Origin of the sequence: Patulibacter americanus DSM 16676, from assembly GCF_000420025.1 — a bacterium.
Lineage (GTDB): Bacteria > Actinomycetota > Thermoleophilia > Solirubrobacterales > Solirubrobacteraceae > Patulibacter > Patulibacter americanus.
On the sequence record NZ_ATUD01000003.1, the window covers coordinates 205646 to 221961 of the forward strand.

Here is a 16316-nt window from a genome sequence, read left to right on the forward strand (position 1 = left end):
CCCTCACCAGGTGTCGACGAAGGGCCGGCGGTCCTCGCCGCCGCCGGGCCCCGGCCGGCGCGGCTCGTGGTCGCCGAGCGTCGCCGCGATCCAGCGGCGGGTGTCGGCGGGGTCGATGACGTCGTCGAGCTCGAACATCGTCGCGGCGTTCAGGCCCTTCCCGTGCTCGTACGCGGCCTCGACCATGCGGGCGAACAGGGCCTGGCGCTCCTCGCCCTCCGGCGCGGCCTCGAGCTCGGCCTTGAACCCGAGCCGTACGGCGCCCTCGAGGCCCATCGCGCCCATCTCGGCCGTTGGCCAGCCGACGGTGGCCAGCGGCGCCTTCATGCTCCCGCCGGCCATCGCCATCGCGCCGAGCCCGTAGGCCTTGCGCAGCACGACCGTCACGAGGGGGACGGAGAGGTTGGCGCCCGCGACGAACATCCGCGAGACGTGGCGGACGGTCCCGGAGCGCTCGGCCTCGGGCCCGACCATGAACCCGGGGGTGTCGCACAGCGCGATCACGGGCAGGCCGTGCGCGTCGCAGAGGCCGAGGAACCGCGCGGCCTTGTCCGCCGCCACGGAGTCGATCGCTCCGCCCAGGCGCGAGGGGTCGTTCGCGATCACGCCGTAGGGCCGGCCCTCGACGCGGATCAGGGCGGTGACCATGCTCGTGCCGAACGCCGGGCGCAGCTCGACGACCGTGTCGACGTCGGCCAGGCCGTCGAGCACCCGGCGCACGTCGTAGGCGCGCGTGCGGCTCTCCGGCACGGCGTGGCGCAGCAGTCGTGGGTCCGGCTCGACCCACGTCGCGGCGGGACCCTGGAAGAACCCGAGCACCTCGCGGGCGACCTCGACGGCCTCCTCCTCGTCGGCCACGGTCACGTCGACGACGCCGTTCTCCTCCATCACGTCGATCGGGCCGACCTCCTCCGGCGCGTACACGCCGAGGCCGCCGCCCTCGATCATCGCCGGCCCGCCCATGCCGATCGTCGCGTCCTCCGTGGCGATGACGACGTCGCAGCAGCCCAGCAGCGCCGCGTTGCCGGCGAAGCAGCGGCCCGAGGCGACCCCGACGAGCGGGACCGACCCGGAGAGCCGCGCGAACGCGTGGAAGGTGGGGACGTCGAGCCACGACGCGCTCGGGATGTCCGTGTCGCCTGGGCGACCGCCGCCGCCCTCGGCGAAGAACACGACGGGCAGCCGCCGCCGGGCGGCGACGTCGAACATCCGGTCCGTCTTCGCGTGGTTGCGGTGACCCTGCGTGCCCGCGAGGACCGTGGCGTCGTAGGAGAGGACGACGGCCCGCGCCCGGTCGCGGCCGACGACCGCGCCCCCGACCTCGGCCACGCCGCAGACGAGCCCGTCGGCCGGCGTCTTCGCGATGAGCTCCTCGAGGCTGCGGCGCGAGCGCTGCGCGGCGAGCGCGAGCGCCCCGTACTCCACGAAGGTGCCCGGGTCGCAGAGGTCGTCGAGGTTCTCCCGCGCCGTCCGCTGACCCCGAGCGTGGCGCCGGGCGACGGCGTCGGGGCGCGCGGCGTCGAGCGTCAGGTCGTGACGGCGGCGGACTTCGGCGAGGTCGGGGCGGACCGCGTCGAGGTCGACGTTCCGCAGGGCGGGGGAGGGAGCGCCGGCCACGGGGGTCACGCGGACGACGGGCTCCCCGGCCCGGACGGCCTGCCCGACCTCGGCCCGGAGCGCCGCGACCGCTCCGGCGACCGCCGCGACGAGCCGCACCTCGGTCCCGTCGGCGTGCACCGCCCCGAGGTCGTCCCCGGGCGCGACGCGGTCGCCGACGGCCACGTCGATCCGCGACAGCGTGCCGTCGACGGGGGCTCCGAGGTCCTGCGCGTCCGTGCCGTTGCTCATCGGCCGCAGTGTCGCAAGGGCGGCCGACGGCGGCGAGCGCCGGCCGTACCGACCCGCAGGGCGGGGACGACGGTGCGCGCGGCCCGGGGTTCCGAACGGCGACGGGCCCTGGAACGGCGAGAGGCCCGGGAACGGCGACGGCCCCGGGAACGGCGACGGGCCGCCCGTGGGCGACCCGTCGTGGTGCGTCATGCGACGCGCAGCGGAGAGGGAGGGATTCGAACCCTCGGTAGAGGGGGTACCCCTACAACAGTTTTCGAGACTGCCCCATTCAACCGCTCTGGCACCTCTCCAACGTCCGCCGTGGCGGAACGGGCAGGATATCGCGTCGCGCGCAAAGGCGACGTCCCCCGGTCAGACGGCGAACGCGAGCGCGACGACGAGGACGGCGGCCTGGGTCAGCGCCGCGGTCGCGCCGCACGTGTCGCCCGTGATTCCGCCCATCGCCCGCCGCGCGCCGGCGGCCACGAGGGCGCCCACGACCACGGCGACGCCGGCCGCGACGAGCCCGGCCACGACGCCGAGGGCCAGGAGCGCGGCCGCGAGCGCGACGGCGGTGGCTGCGACCGCGGCGACCGGCCCGACGCGCAGGGCGTGGACGGCGCCGTCGGGCCGCGCGGGCCGGCCCAGGGTGGCGTGAACGAGGATCGCCCACCGGGAGAGCGCGCCGGCGGCGACCAGGGCCACGACCGCCTCGCCCGTGGGCAGCGGTCGCAGGGCGCTCCAGGCCACGAGGAGCCAGACGAGCAGGGCGAGGGCGCCGAAGGTGCCCAGCCGTGAGTCGCGCATGACGGCGAGCCGCCGCTCGCGGTCGCCGAGCACGCCCAGGCCGTCCGCGGTGTCGGCCAGGCCGTCCTCGTGCAGCGCGCCCGTGACGGCGGCGCCCGCGGCGAGCGCGAGCGCAGCGGCGACGCCCGCGACCCCGGCCCCGGGCAGCAGCGCGGCCAGCGCGAGCACGCCGCCGGAGACCGCCCCGACGCCCGCGCCGACGAGCGGGAACCACGGGGCCGCGGCGGCCAGGCGCGGCGCCTCGTCCGGCCCGAACGGCACGGGCACGCGCGTGAGGAACCCGACCGCGTGCCGGGGGCCGTCCAGCGGGCTGCTCGGGGACGGCGCGGTCGGCATCGCGCGGAGGCTAGCCGTGGGCCCGGCCGCCCGCGGTGCGACGCGGCGACGCCCGCGTGGCGTCCCGGGCGCCACGGGGCGGGACCGACGTCTCGCGAGCCGGCCGGCGTCCGTCACTCCTCGCTGTCGAACCGCGCCCGCGCGTCGTCCACGGCCGGCATGGCGCCCGTCGTCCAGCGCAGGAGCGCGTCGATCAGGTCCTGCAGCGTGCTGCCGAGCGGGGTGATGCGGTACTCGACGGCGACCGGACGGGTGGAGGTGACGACGCGCTGGACCATGCCGTTGCGCTCGAGGCGCCGCAGCGTCGTGGTCAGCGACTTCTGTGTGACGCCCGGGACCGCGCGCCGCAGCTCGTTGAACCGGAGCGTCCGGTCGCAGAGCTCGTCGAGGACCTGGAGCGACCAGCGGTCGAGCACCTGCGCGAGCAGCTCCCGGTGCGCCGGGGCGATGACGCTCGGGTCGACATGGGGCTGCTCGGTATCGCGCACGCCACCTAGTCTCGTTGAAGTGCCCGCGGAATACTAGGTATAAGCCGGATACCACCCGAATCACACCGACGCGTCGACACGACGACGCAGCGAGGACACCCATGACCGTCCAGTTCCTGAACCCCGAGGGCCTGCTCCAGCCCCAGCCCTACCACCACGTCTCGGTCGCCTCGGGCACCCGCCACGTCCACGTCGCCGGCCAGATCGCGTGGGACGACGACGGCGCGGTCGTCGCCCCCGGCGACCTCGCTGGCCAGACCGCCCAGGCCCTGCGCAACGCCGCCCGCGGCCTCGCCGGCGCCGGCGCGACGTTCTCGGACGTCGTACGTCTCCGGTTCTTCGTCACGGACTGGGTTCCCGAGAAGATCGACGCATTCCTGGCGGGCGTCGAGGCGGTCGCCACCGAGCTCGGGATCCCGCAGCCGCTGCCTCCGACGTCGCTCATCGGCGTCGACATCCTGAACATGCCGGAGTTCCTCGTCGAGGTCGAGGCCTACGCCGTGCTCGACTGACGACCGCGCCGCCGCGTCGCGAGCCGCCCGCGATCGCCCCGGTCCGCCAAGCTGTCGCCATGAGCGAGGGGACCCAGGGCTACGTCCGGCCCGCCACGCCGGAGGGCTTCGACGCCTCGCGCGCGGCCGAGCGGGCCGACGACCCGACGGGCTGGCGGTTCCCCGACGCCGCGCGCGACGCGCTGAGCGAGATCATCGGCGCGCGGCGCGACATCCGGCGCTTCCGTCCCGATCCCGTCCCGGCGGACGTGCTCCAGCGCGTGCTGTCGGCCGCGCACCGCGCCCCGTCCGTCGGGCTCATGCAGCCGTGGCGGTTCCTGCTCGTCCGCGACGACGAGACCCGGGTGGCGATGCGCGGCCTGGCCCAGCGCGAGCGCCTGCGGCAGGCGGAGCGGTTCTCCGACCGCGCGCGGCACTTCCTCGACCAGAAGATCGAGGGCATCGTCGACGCGCCGATGGGGATCGTCGTCTGCTGCGACCCGGGGCGCCCCGACGTCGAGGTGCTCGGCCGCGGGACGATCCCGGAGACCGACGTTCACTCGACCGCCTGCGCGATCCAGAACCTGTGGCTCGCGGCGCGCGCGGAGGGGCTGGGCGTCGGCTGGGTGAGCTTCTACCGCCGCGAGGACCTGCGCGGCCTGCTCGGGATCCCGGACCGCGTCGACCCGATGGCGTGGCTCTGCGTCGGCTGGCCCGACGAGCGCCCCGTGCGGCCCGGCCTCGAGGCCCAGGGCTGGGCGCAGCGCGCGCCGCTCTCGGCCGTCGTGGTCGAGGACCGCTGGCCCGCCGAGGACCTGCTCCCGCTGGGCGGGGCGGTGCCGGTCGCCGGCGCCGAGGACCTCGGTGCGGCGGGCCCTCCCCGCGCGCACCTCGGCGTCGCGCCGACGGACGCCGCCCGCCACCCGGTGACCGCGGCCCCCGGCGGCCCGACGCCGACCGACGCCGGCCGGCTCCGGGCGGCCCCGGTCGACGCCGAGTCGCTCCCTCCCGCGGTCGCCGCGCTCGTGGCCGGCGTCGCGACGCCCGACGAGCGGGTGGCGGTCGCCGTCCGCGACCGCGCCGACCAGCTCGTCAAGCCCGCGGGCAGCCTGGGTGCGCTCGAGGCGATCGTCGAGCGCTGGGCGGCCTGGAGTGGCGACGTGCCCCCGAGCCCGCTGCGCCCCGGCATGCTGATCCTCGCCGCCGACCACGGCCACGTGGCCCGCGGCACCTCGCTCTACGGCGGGAACGTCTCCGGCCAGATCGCGGCGGCCGCCGCCCGCGGCGGCACGGCGATCGGGGTCCTGGCGCGCCACCACGCGGGCCTGCTGGCCGTCGCCGATCTCGGTCTGCGCGGCCCCACGCCCCCCGGTGTCCGCCCGGCCCGGGTGCGCGACGGCGGAACGGCCGACCTCGGGGCCGGGCCGGCGATGACGCCCGACGAGCTCGAGCGCGCGATCACGACCGGGGCCGCCCTGGCCGGCGAGCTGCTGGACCGCGGCGCGCGCTGCCTGCTGCCGGGCGAGATCGGGATCGGCAACACCACGAGCGCCGCCGCGCTGGCCTGCGCCCTGACGGGCCTGACGCCGGAGCTCGCCGTCGGCCGCGGTGCGGGTGCCGATGCCGCGGGGCTCGAACGCAAGCGCACCGTCGTCCGCGACGCGCTGGAGCGGGCGGGCCGCCCCACGGAGCCGCTGCCCGCGCTGCGCGAGCTCGGAGGACTCGAGCTCGCGGGTGTCGTCGGAGCGATCCTCGAGGCCGGCCGCCGACGGGTGCCGGTCGTGCTGGACGGCTTCGCCGTCGGCGTCTGCGCGCTCGCCGCGGTGCGGCTGGCTCCCGGCGTGCGGGAAGGACTGGTGGCCGGTCATCGCTCCGCCGAGCCGGCCCATGGCGCGGTGCTCGCGCAGCTCGGCCTGGAGCCGCTGCTCGACCTGCGTCTGCGGCTCGGCGAGGCGTCGGGCGCCGCGCTGGCGCTGCCGCTGCTCGAGCAGGCGGGTCGTCTGCACCGCGACATGGAGACCTTCGCCGAGGCGGGCGTCGACGGGCCGATGCCCGCGCGCTGACACCACTCGGCGGATCGCGGGGTCGCGGGCGCGGGGGGCCGCTCCCGGGCGGTCGGCGGCTGGCGTGCGGTCTAGCCGCGCTCGTCGCGGGGCCGGTTGCCCAGCGGTGCGTAGCCCGTCGCCCCGGGCCGCACGGCGCCGCCGGACGGCAGGTCGGTGGTCGGACCGGGGGAGACGGGGGCGTCGGGCCGCACGGCCGGCGGGACCCGCGGGGTGCCCGCCGTCGCGTCGCGGTGCGCGGGCGGCCCGGCGCTGACGGCACCCGGCGTGGCGGTGGCCCCGGGCGTCGTCGGGCGGGTGCCGGGCCACGCGCCGTTCTCCGGGGTGAGCGCGCCCCCGGGGCCCTGTGCGGGCGTCGTGGTGGATCCGGGGGGCGCGGGCCGGCCCGGGGTGGCGACCACGCCGGGCGATCCGGGGGCGCCCTGCAGGGCGCCCCCTCCGTGCAGCGCCTCGTCGGCGACGACGTCCTCCGCGGCCGCGTCACCCGACCCGGCGCCGAGGGCGGCCGCGGCCTCCTGGCGACGGCGCTTGCGCTCGCCCGAGCCGGGGACCTTGGCCGCGAGCGAGCTGATGGGCTGGATCTCGCGCTCGAGGCCCTCCGCGACGTTCACGAGCCGCTCGAGCAACGGGACGATCGTCTCCATCCGCTGCTCGATGTCGTCGACGCGCTTGTAGACGTGCTGGACCTCGGCCGTCAGGTCGTCGATGGACGACATGCTCCGACCGAAGTCGGTGACCCCCGTCTCGTGGAGGACCTTCTCGAGGGCCTCCTGGATCTGCTTCAAGGGGTTGGGCGACACTCCCTGGACGCTACCGCTCGGGGGGAGGGGCCACGACCGGCCGTCCGGCGGGTCGGCGACCGCGGCGAGCGCGGAAGAACGCGCGCAGCAGCTCGGCGCACTCGTCCTCCAGGATCCCGCCGAGCACCTGCGGCCGGTGGTTCAGGCGGGGCTCGGCCGTCACGTCCAGGACGCTCCCGCACGCGCCCGCCTTCGGGTCGGTGCAGCCGTAGACGACGCGGGGGATGCGGGCCAGCACGGTGGCGCCGGCGCACATCGCGCACGGCTCCAGGGTCACGTAGAGCGTCGCGTCGTGCACCCGCCAGGTGCCCAGTGCGGCGGCGGCGCGGCGCAGCGCGAGGATCTCGGCGTGGGCGGTCGGGTCCTCGTCGTGCTCGCGCTCGTTGCGCCCGCGGCCCAGGACGGTGCCGTCGTCCGCGACGACCACCGCGCCGATCGGGACGTCGCCGTGGCGCTCGGCCTGGTGGGCCTCCAGGATCGCCTCGCGCATCCACCGCTCGTGGTCGAGGGGCGGCAGGGCCGGGGGCGTGGCGGCCGGGGCGGGCACGGGGGCGATCATCCCAGGCGCCGGGTGCGGGACGCCCGGCCCCGGAACGACGACGGGCGCCCGTGGGCGCCCGTCGCAACGGAGGGGGTGTCCGCTCCTAGGTGGTGCGGACGATGAGCACCGAGCAGGGCGCGTGGTGGCTGATCTTGTTCGGCACGGAGCCGAGCAGGAACCGCTTGGCGCCCGTCATGCCCTTGTTGCCGACGACGATGAGGTCGCTGCCGAACTCCTCGGCGACGTCGAGGATCGCGTCGGCCGGGTCGCCCTGACGCGCGTACGTGCGGACGTCGGTGACGCCGGCGTTCGTGGCGCGCTCCTTGGCCTCGCTCAGCGTGACCTCCACGTCGGCGCGCTCGTTGACCATCCACTCGAGGTCGGCCGGGGCCTGCTTGGCCTCCTCGCGCAGGCGGGTGCCGGAGACGGGCTCGTAGGCGGACACGATCTCGATCCGCGCGCCGAGGGCCTTGGCGATCCCGATCGCCTCCTTCACTGCCTGGTTGGCGGTCTCGGAACCGTCGGTTCCGACCACGATCGAGCCGAACATGGAACTCCTTGGGCGGGGTGGAAGACTGGCGTCTCTGCCGCTGCGGACGGTGTCCGGGCGCGGCGGCGCCGATCATCGCACACGGCCCGCCGCCCGAGGCAGCGGGTCCCAGGTGGCGTCAGGCCCAGAGCTTCACGGCCGCGATGACGATGCTCACGAGCACGCACGCGACCAGCAGGACCTGCATCCAGAACCACGTCGGCGGCATCGGGCAAGGGTACGGCGTGCGTGCGAGGATGGGCGGCGACGCATGCACGGACGGCATCCAGCCCTCGCGGACCCCGCGACCCCTCGGCCCCGACGGCGATGATCGGTCCGGCCAAGAAGGAGAAGAAGGGCAAGGGCAAGGCGCGCCAGGCCGCCCGCCGCGCCGAGGAGGCCCTCGCCGGCGCCCTCGGCCTGCCCACCCCGGACGGCCCGTCCGAGGGCGACGCCCGCCCGCCCGGCCGTGCCGACGCCGCCGCGTCCGTACCGGCCGCGCCGACACCGGCCCCCACCGCGGAGACCGTCGAGCCCGTGGAGGCGGTCGCGCCCGTGGAGGCGGTCGAGCCGACCCGGCCCGCCGTGCCGGACACGCCCGCCGCGCCCGTGCGGGAGCCGGAGCCCACGCCGCCTGAGCCGACGCCGGAGCCCGAGCCCACGCCCGAGCCGACGCCCGCACCCGCAGCGACGGTCGAGCCTGCGCCGACGCTCGAGTCCGACCGGACGCCGACCCGCCGCGCCGATCCTGAGCCCGCGGACGTCCTCGTCTCCCGTATCGACGCGCTCCGCGAGCGCGTCGACGGCCTGCTCGAGCTCGCCGACGAGGTGCCGCACGCCCCGTCGGCCGAGGACGAGACGGGGGAGGGGCTCCCCTCGGCCGGTCTCTCGGGTCTGCGGGGCTCCGCGGTCTCCGGGCTCGCGGCCGCGGCGTCCTCAGGCATCGCGGCCTTGCGCCCCGCCGCCACGGCTCCGGTCCCCGAGCCCGCGACACCGAGGCCCACGCCCGTCACACCGACGCCCATGCCGGCGACGCCGACGCACGCGCCCGTCACACCGACGCACGCGCCCGTCACACCGGCGCACGCGCCCACCGCCCCCGTTCCCGAGCCCGCCGCGGACGCGCCTCCGACCGTGACCCCGGCGCGGGTCGGGAGCCGCCCGTCGGGTCCGGCGGTCCTGGTCGCCCGCGAGCTCCTGGCGCGCGGGATGGCCACGGAAGGCGTGCGCAGCCGGCTGCGCGACGGCTACGGCGTGGCGGACCCCGACGCCGTCCTGGCCGCCCTCGGGCGCTGAGCGCCGCTCCACGCCCGGGCCAGGCGCACCCGCCCGACGGTCCGGCCGCGGCCGGACCGTCCCTCAGACCCCCGCGCCGTCGCGGAGGTACTGGTCGTAGGAGCGCGGCGCCTTCGCGCGGCCCGACACGACGAGGATCGGTGCGGTGGAGGCCGGGACCAGGGCCGCGGCGCCCCGCAGCTCGTCGCGGTCGGCCACGCCCGGGCGGGCGACGAGCACGACGCGCACGTCGCCGGCGCGGGCGAGGAGCTCGCGGGTGTCGGCCACCGGCAGCAGCGGGGCGGTGTCGAGGACGACGTCGACGCCGAGGGCCAGGAGCTCGTCCAGGACCCGGCGCGCGTCGGGTCCGCCGAGGAGCTCGGGCGCGTTGGGCGGCAGCTCGCCGGCGGGCAGGAGCCGCAGGCCCGGCTCGACCTCGACGAGCAGGTCGGCCACGGGCACCCCGCCGACGATGGCGGCGGTCAGGCCGCGCAGCGGTGCGCCGACCGTGCTGGGTCCGGCCCCGCCCGCGTCGTCGCGGCCGAGCGCGGCGGCCAGGCCGGGGCGCCGCAGGTCGGCCTCGACGGCGACCACGGGCCGGCCGGCCCGGGCGAGCGCGCGGGCCAGGCCCGCCGCGACGGTCGTCTTGCCCTCGCCGGGCGCCGCCGAGGTGACGAGCACCGGCCGGGCGGGGGTGTCCCCGTCCCGCACGGGCGAGAGCGCGGCCCGCAGCATCCGGAACGCCTCCTCGGCGCGGCGGCGGTCGGCCTCGTCGCCCCCGGGCGGCGGCACGTGCGCGACCAGGGGCAGGTCGGCCACGGCCTGCGCGTCGGCCCCGCCCGTCAGGCGTCGCGGGCGGCGCAGCAGCAGCCAGGCGCCGAAGGCGCCGACGAGGAGCCCGGCGGCGGCGCCGGCCCCGGTCACCCAGGCGCGGTCGTCGCCGACCAGCAGACCGATCGCGGCGCCGACGAGCGCCGCGGACAGGACGAGGAGCAGGGCGGGGAGGCGGGGCACGTCAGTCGGCGAGGCTGCGGAGGCGGTCGTTGATCGCGCGGGCGGCGGCGTTGACCTCCTGCTCGACCGTGGCGGTCTCGGTGCTGAAGGCCGTCTTCGCGCGCAGCGTCGCGGAGGAGTCACGATCGCGCAGCGCCCGGCGGAACGCCTGCAGTGGCGCGTTCCAGCGCCCGAAGGCGGCGATCAGGCGGGCGTGGTTCGGGGCGACGGAGGCCGGCGGGCGGATGCTCCGCAGCTCGCGCTGGACCCCGTCGATGCGCTCGCTCAGGCGCTGCACCGCGCGCTGCACGTCACGGCGGTCCTGGGCCGCGACGGCCGCCTTGTCGAGGCCCGCGAGATCCTGCTCGAACCGCGTCTGCACCTGGTTGACCCGGTCGGCGTAGGCCCCGGCGTCGCGGACCTCGGCCGCCTGGCCGCCACAGCCCGCGAGGGCGGTCGTCACGGCGACGGCCGCCAGCAGCGCGCGCGGACGGAGGGCTGTGCGCGCGCGTCCGGTCACGTGGCGGACGTTACCCCGGCAGCAGCTTCCCCGGGTTCATCACCCCGGCCGGGTCCAGCCGCGCCTGGACGGCCCGGACGACCTCCACGCCGAGGGGGCCGATCTCGTCCGTCATCCAGGGGGCGTGGTCCGTCCCGACCGCGTGGTGGTGGGTGATGGACGCCCCGCGGGCGGCGATCGCGTCGCCGGCGGCCCGCTTCGCGCCGGCCCAGCGCGTGGCCGTCGCGCCCGGATCGTCCCCGCCCCGGGCGACGACCGTGAGGTAGAGGGAGGCGCCCTCCGCGTAGACGTGGCTGACGTGGCCCATGACGATCACCGGCGCGCCGGACCCGTCGGCCAGGGCCTCCTGCAGGGCGGCGGTCAGGCCGGCGCGGAGCTCCGGCAGGCGCGACCACAGGGTCGTCGTCTCGAGGGTCTCGACGAGCACGCCGAGGTCGAGCAGGGCGTCGCGCAGGTACGGAGCCTCGAACCGGCCGCGCCGCCAGGCCTCGCCGGGGGCGGGGCCGTCCGGCACGCCGCCGTGCGCCGCGAGGATGCGGCCCGCGCGCTCGGCGCGGCTGTTCACCGCCGCCCCGTCCGGCCCGTCCCACCCGACGACCACGAGGCACTGGCCCGCGACGGGCTCCGTGCGCGGCGCGGTGGCGCCGTCGTCCTGCGTGACCGTCGCCAGGCGCATCGCGGACTCGACCTCGTCCGACATCCGCATCACGGTCGGGCGCTCCCCCGAGCGCGCCAGGTCGCGCAGCGCCGCGGCGCCGGCCGCGAAGGAGGGCAGGGTCCACCCCTCGTAGCGCGCGGCCGCGGGCACCGGCTGCACGCGCACCGTGACCTCCGTGATGACCCCGAGCGTGCCCTCGCTGCCCAGGAGGACGCCGAGCAGGTCGGGGCCGGCGGCGTTCGGCGGTCGCTCGGCGACCCGCAGCTCGCCCGACGGGGTGGCGACCCGGAGGCCGACCACCATCGCGTCGAAGCGCCCGTAGCCCGAGGACGCCTGGCCGCTGGAGCGCGTCGCCGCGCAGCCGCCGACCGAGGCCCGCTCGTAGGACTGCGGCAGGTGGCCGAGGGTGAGGCCGTGGACGGCGAGCAGCGCGTCGGCCTGCGGCAGCAGCAGCCCGGCCTGCAGGGTCGCGATCCGGTCCTCCGGCGACACCCGCACGAGGCGGTCGAGTCGCCGCAGGTCCAGCGCGACCACGCCGTCCAGGTCACCCCGTAGCGCGCGCAGGCCGCCGACGACGCTCGTGCCGCCGCCGAAGGGGACGACGGCGATCCGCAGCGCCGCGCACGCCTCGACCACGGCCTGCGTCTCCTCCGGCGATCCCGACGTGACGACGGCGTCGGGCGCCTCGGGCAGCCGACCGGCCCGGGCGGCGAGGAGGTCGAGCGTGCTCTTCCCGGCGGCGTGCGCCAGCCGGGTCGCGTGGTCGTCGCGAACGTGGTCGTCCCCGACGATCCCCGTGAGCGCCTCGCGGGCCGCGGCGGGCAGCGCGGGGGCGGGGAGGACGACGGCGTCCGGGTCCCCGGGGGTGGCGACGGTCTCGCCCGTCACGCCGAACGCGCCACGCAGCAGCTCGAGCAGGCCGGCGCCCAGGGGCTCGACGTGGTCGGGGTCGGCCCAGCCGGACCACGAGACCGGGAAGGCTTCGCGCCCGGTCGGCGGCGCGGCCGGGAGCCCGGCCGGGGCGACGGGGGCGGCGGTCGGCGCGGCGGGATCGGTGGCCGACGCGATGGGGGGCGGGCCGGGGGACGAGCTCATGGAGGTGAACAGTTGCACGAAGAGTGTCAACTTGACTGTACGCTGGACCCATGCCCCTCCCGCGCGAGGCCGTCCCCGGCTCCCTGAACGCCGCCCAGCGCGCCCGCGATCTCGCGGCCCTGGGCGACGGCGCGCCCGTGGACCTCGTGGTCGTCGGCGGCGGGGTCACGGGCGCCGGCGTGGCGCTCGACGCCGCGTCGCGTGGGCTGCGCACCGTCCTCCTCGAGCGCCACGACCTCGCGTCGGGGACGAGCCGGTGGTCGAGCAAGCTGGTGCACGGTGGACTGCGGTATCTCGCGTCGGGCGACCTGGGGCTCGCCCTCGAGTCGGCCCGCGAGCGCCACGTGCTGCTCACCCGCACCGCACCGCACCTGGTCCATCCGCTGCCGTACCTGCTGCCCGTCGGCGGGCCGGGCGGTGCGGGCGGGCGCGAGGCCGCCGCCATGCGGGCGGGTCTGCTGCTGGGCGACGGGCTCCGGGCGCTGGCGCGCACACCCCGCCGGGCGCTGCCGCGCAGCCACCGCATCGACGCCGCGGCCGCCGAGGCGCTGGCGCCCGGGCTCGCGACGTCGCTGCGGGGCGGGGCGCTCCTGGGCTGGGACGGCCGGCTCGAGGACGACGCCCGCCTCGTCGTCGCCCTCGCCCGTACCGCCGCCGCCCACGGCGCGCGGGTGATCACGGGCGCCGCCGTCGAGCACGCGGCGCCGGGGGACGTCCGCCTGCGCGACGCCGAGACGGGGCAGACCGTGACGCTCGCGCCGCGCGCGGTGGTCAACGCGACGGGTGTGTGGGCCGGTGGCCTGGACGACGGCGTGGCGCTGCGGCCCAGCCGCGGCAGCCACCTCGTGCTCTCGCCCGCCGCGTTCGGCGGCGCGCTGCGCGCCCAGGTGTCGATCCCGGTCCCCGGTGCGTTCGGCCGCTTCCTGCTCGCGATCCCGCGGCCCGACGGCACGGTCATCCTCGGGCTCACGGACGAGCCCGTGGACGGGCCGATCCCGGACGTGCCGGAGCCGGCGGACGCCGAGATCGCCGCGCTGCTCGAGGGTGGATCGAGGGCGTTCCGCCGGCCGCTGCTGCCCGAGCACGTGGAGGGCGCGTTCGCCGGCCTGCGCCCGCTCGTGGCCGGGGGCGCGGACGCCACGGCCGACCTCTCCCGCCACCACGTCGTGCGGCGGGCGGACAGCGGGCTCGTGACCGTCACGGGCGGCAAGCTCACGACCTACCGGCGGATGGCCGAGGACGCGGTCGACCTGGCCGTCGCCACGGCCGGCCTGTCGGCGCGGCCCTGCCGCACGACGGACCTGCCCCTGCTCGGCGCCGCGCCGTGCGACGCGCTGCGGGCGCTGCGTCAACCGCCGCGGCTCGTCGACCGCCACGGCGCCGAGGCCCCGCAGGTCGCCGCCCTCGCCGACGCGCAGCCCGAGCTGCACGCTCCCGTCGTCCCGGGCGAGGACGTCCTGGCCTGCGAGCTGATCTGGGCCGTCCGTCACGAGGGTGCCCGCACGGTCGGCGACCTGCTCGACCGCCGCACCCGCCTGGGCCTGCGCCCCGCGGTGCGGGAGCGGGCCGTCGCGGCGGCCGAGCGGGCGCTGGAGCAGGCCGCGGTGGTGGCGGCGACCTGAGTCTGCGGGCCCGGGCGCGAAGCCGGTCGCCCGCCCCGGATCGGCCCGTCCGGCGGCGCACGCCGTCGTGGGTGTCGTCGTGCTCTCGTGCGAAGCGCCGACGCGCACGCCAGAATGCTCCGCATGGCGGCTGCGGACGAGCACACCCGGCTGGACGACGCGCCCGAGGCGGTCGTCCAGGCGCTCCTGGACCGCCCGCCCGTCGCGCTGCGGCTGCTGGCCGCCGCCCGCACCTGCGCACTCGACCGCGGCATCTCGCGGGTGACGATGAGCGACGTCGCCCGCCGCGCCGACGTCAGCCGCACCACGCTCTACCGGCACTACCCCGACGTCGAGACCGTCCTGCGCGATCTGGTGACGCTCGACTTCGGCCGCGCCGTGCTCGAGGCCAAGCACGCCGTCGACCACCTTCCGACGGCGCGCGAGCGGCTCGCGGGCACCATCGTGAACGGCTGCCGGATCCTGCGCCGCGACGCGCTCTTCCGCAAGATCCTCGACGTCGACCCCGAGTTCGTGCTCCCGTACGTCACGGCCCGCCTCGGCGTCTCGCAGCGCGTCGTGCTCACGCTGCTCTCCGGCGGGGTCGAGGCCGGTCAGGCCGACGGCTCGGTGCGGGCGGGCGACCCCGGCGCCATCTCCCGGCTCCTGCTCCTGCAGGTGCAGTCCCTCGTGGTGTCCCTCGGCGCGGTCTCCGACGAGGACCCGGCGATGGAGGACGCGATCCTCGACGTGGCGTCGGACATGTTCGACGCGCAGCTGCGCCCGGCCCCCGCGGCCTGAGGCTGGGACCTCAGTCCGCCGGCCGCTCCACGATCGTCAGGTCGAGGGCCCCGGCGGGCCCGCGTTCGCCGAGCTCGGTCTCCCAGCCCTCGGTGCGCAGGCGGGCCGCGAGCGCCTCGGGCGTCTCGAGGCCGCCCTCCCACGCGGCGGCGTCGGACAGCAGGGTGCGGGCGACGGCGCCGCGCGTCGCCTTGGCATCGTGGCTGACGACGGTGCGCTTGCCCGCCGCCTCGCGGACGACGCCGACGCGTACGGTCGTGCCCCGGGCCGGCCCCGCCCACAGGTCGCGGTAGGCGCCAGAGCGCAGGTCGAGGACGAGCCCGTCCGACGGCAGCACCGCGTCGAGCGCCGGGCGCCAGACCCGCTTCGCCGTCGGGCGACCGGGGAGCCGCGCGGCGGCGGCCAAGCGGTAGGCGGGGATGCGGTCCGTCGGCCGCAGCGCGCCCCAGAGTGCGGAGATCACCAGCAGGTGGGCGTCGGCGCGGGCGCGCGCGGCGGGATCGAGCGTGCCCAGGCCGAGGCGATCGAAGAGCACGCCGGTGTAGACCTCGGCAGCGGGCGCGGCCGGGGCGGTGCGCAGGGTGTGGTTGTCGCGGAGCGCCTCGCGGCTCTTGGGGCCGAGCTTCAGCTCCTTCAGCGCGCGGGCCTCGTCGCCGGCGGAGAGCTCCTGCAGCGCGGCGAGGGTGGCCTCGCGGACCGGGGTGAGCGCCGGGAAGGCCAGCGCCTCGAGGTCGAGGGGAGCGCCGGCGACCGGGGCCGTCTTGCCCTCCGACGGCGGAACCAGGATCAGCACCGCGGAGACGGTAGAGGACCGCTCGCGGCGGACGGTGTGCGCGGGGGCGCACCCGCGGGAGGGCGCGCGAGGCGCCCGTCGCCGCGGGGCGGGGGCGCCGACCGGAGCCGGCGCGAGCCTCAGCTCTGGTCGAGCTCCGGGCCGTCCTCGCCCTGCTGGACGTCGGAGGCCATCTGCTCGGCGAGCTGGGGCAGCAGGTCGGCGACCTGCATGCCGAGGACCTGGGCGAAGGTCGCGACAACCTGGTTCTCGCCGTCCTCGCCCGGGACCTCCTGGATCTGAGGCGAGAAGATCGCCTCGGCCTGGACCTCGCCGGGCTCCTGCGGATGGTCGGAGAGAATGATCACGGCGCGACCGGGGCCGTCCGGGACCACGCGGCCGCCGAGGGCGTCGCGGACGGAGCCGAGGATCTCGGCCACCATCTCGGTCCAGAGGACGCGCGCATCCTCACGCTCCTCGTCGTCCATGTCGGCGAGGTGGTGGGCGTTGCGCCGCGCCAACGCCTCGAGCCCGGCGGCCACGGCCCGCTGCTCCAGCAGCTGGTCGAGGTGCAGGGGCACGGACGGCTCGTGCGTCGGGACGGGATCGGAGTCGCTGCTCATGCACCGCGCACGCTACGCCATATGGAGCGTCACCGCGCACGGGCCGCCCGGACGCGCGGGACGCGGCGGGTGCTGAGGCGCGCTGCTGCCCCG

The 16316-nt window shown here is 77.6% G+C and carries 15 protein-coding genes, 1 tRNA gene and 1 pseudogene; 5 read left to right on the forward strand and 12 right to left on the reverse strand.

Features of this window, described 5'->3' with window-relative positions; all coding sequences use genetic code 11:
• Positions 1-3: 3 nt before the first annotated feature.
• The 4 genes and pseudogenes from F593_RS23285 to F593_RS23290 form a co-directional block, all read right to left on the reverse strand.
• Positions 4-1848 (reverse strand): annotated as a pseudogene (locus tag F593_RS23285) (acyl-CoA carboxylase subunit beta); the annotation flags it as partial.
• Positions 1849-2051: 203 nt separating this feature from the next.
• Positions 2052-2141, reverse strand: a tRNA-Ser gene (locus tag F593_RS0107375).
• Between the two features lie 61 nt (positions 2142-2202).
• Positions 2203-2973: an adenosylcobinamide-GDP ribazoletransferase gene (gene cobS / locus F593_RS0107380; protein WP_022928119.1), complete on the reverse strand. Its 771-nt coding sequence runs from the start codon at positions 2971-2973 to the stop codon at positions 2203-2205.
• Positions 2974-3086: 113 nt separating this feature from the next.
• Positions 3087-3461: a winged helix-turn-helix transcriptional regulator gene (locus tag F593_RS23290; protein WP_022928120.1), complete on the reverse strand. Its 375-nt coding sequence runs from the start codon at positions 3459-3461 to the stop codon at positions 3087-3089.
• A 101-nt stretch (positions 3462-3562) separates the two neighbouring features.
• Between F593_RS23290 and F593_RS0107390 the strand changes: the two genes are divergently transcribed.
• Both F593_RS0107390 and cobT read left to right on the forward strand, forming a co-directional pair.
• Positions 3563-3973 (forward strand): RidA family protein, encoded by a 411-nt coding sequence (locus F593_RS0107390; protein ID WP_022928121.1) that lies wholly within the window; start codon positions 3563-3565, stop codon positions 3971-3973.
• Positions 3974-4032: 59 nt separating this feature from the next.
• On the forward strand, positions 4033-6015 hold the full coding sequence (gene cobT / locus F593_RS27930) for a nicotinate-nucleotide--dimethylbenzimidazole phosphoribosyltransferase (protein ID WP_022928122.1): 1983 nt from the start codon (positions 4033-4035) through the stop codon (positions 6013-6015).
• Positions 6016-6086: 71 nt separating this feature from the next.
• Here the strand turns inward: cobT and F593_RS0107400 are convergent, their stop codons facing one another.
• The 3 genes from F593_RS0107400 to F593_RS0107410 all read right to left on the reverse strand — a co-directional run bounded on the left by F593_RS0107400 (position 6087) and on the right by F593_RS0107410 (position 7906).
• A complete protein-coding gene (locus F593_RS0107400) occupies positions 6087-6815 on the reverse strand; it encodes a hypothetical protein (RefSeq protein WP_022928123.1) in 729 nt (242 codons plus the stop codon).
• A gap of 10 nt (positions 6816-6825) precedes the next feature.
• Positions 6826-7374 carry a tRNA adenosine(34) deaminase TadA gene (tadA, locus tag F593_RS23300; RefSeq protein WP_051160455.1) on the reverse strand — a complete coding sequence of 183 codons (549 nt, stop codon included), beginning with the start codon at positions 7372-7374 and terminating at the stop codon, positions 6826-6828.
• A gap of 85 nt (positions 7375-7459) precedes the next feature.
• Positions 7460-7906 carry a universal stress protein gene (locus F593_RS0107410; RefSeq protein ID WP_022928125.1) on the reverse strand — a complete coding sequence of 149 codons (447 nt, stop codon included), beginning with the start codon at positions 7904-7906 and terminating at the stop codon, positions 7460-7462.
• A 306-nt stretch (positions 7907-8212) separates the two neighbouring features.
• Here F593_RS0107410 and F593_RS0107420 point away from each other — a divergent pair, with 306 nt between their 5' ends.
• Positions 8213-9181, forward strand: coding sequence for a hypothetical protein (locus F593_RS0107420; protein WP_022928127.1), 969 nt, complete (start codon positions 8213-8215; stop codon positions 9179-9181).
• A gap of 63 nt (positions 9182-9244) precedes the next feature.
• On the opposite strand, the gene F593_RS23305 is transcribed toward F593_RS0107420, so the two are convergent.
• From F593_RS23305 to F593_RS23310, 3 genes are read right to left on the reverse strand one after another with little or no spacing between them, the layout of a single operon-like run.
• Positions 9245-10174, reverse strand: a complete 930-nt coding sequence (locus F593_RS23305) for a CpsD/CapB family tyrosine-protein kinase (protein WP_022928128.1) — start codon at positions 10172-10174, stop codon at positions 9245-9247.
• 1 nt (position 10175) lies between these two features.
• On the reverse strand, positions 10176-10673 hold the full coding sequence (locus F593_RS0107430) for a hypothetical protein (RefSeq protein WP_022928129.1): 498 nt from the start codon (positions 10671-10673) through the stop codon (positions 10176-10178).
• 10 nt (positions 10674-10683) lie between these two features.
• Complete coding sequence (locus tag F593_RS23310; protein ID WP_245540787.1) at positions 10684-12444, reverse strand: FAD-binding oxidoreductase; 1761 nt, start codon at positions 12442-12444, stop codon at positions 10684-10686.
• Positions 12445-12476: 32 nt separating this feature from the next.
• Here F593_RS23310 and F593_RS0107440 point away from each other — a divergent pair, with 32 nt between their 5' ends.
• Together F593_RS0107440 and F593_RS0107445 are read left to right on the forward strand one after the other, a co-directional pair.
• Entirely contained in the window at positions 12477-14048 is a 1572-nt protein-coding gene (locus F593_RS0107440) for a glycerol-3-phosphate dehydrogenase/oxidase (protein ID WP_022928131.1), read from the forward strand.
• Between the two features lie 123 nt (positions 14049-14171).
• Positions 14172-14828, forward strand: coding sequence for a TetR/AcrR family transcriptional regulator (locus tag F593_RS0107445; RefSeq protein ID WP_022928132.1), 657 nt, complete (start codon positions 14172-14174; stop codon positions 14826-14828).
• Between the two features lie 10 nt (positions 14829-14838).
• On the opposite strand, the gene F593_RS0107450 is transcribed toward F593_RS0107445, so the two are convergent.
• Together F593_RS0107450 and F593_RS0107455 are read right to left on the reverse strand one after the other, a co-directional pair.
• On the reverse strand, positions 14839-15621 hold the full coding sequence (locus F593_RS0107450; protein WP_022928133.1) for a YaaA family protein: 783 nt from the start codon (positions 15619-15621) through the stop codon (positions 14839-14841).
• 119 nt (positions 15622-15740) lie between these two features.
• A complete protein-coding gene (locus F593_RS0107455; protein ID WP_022928134.1) occupies positions 15741-16223 on the reverse strand; it encodes a hypothetical protein in 483 nt (160 codons plus the stop codon).
• Between the last annotated feature and the right edge of the window lie 93 nt (positions 16224-16316).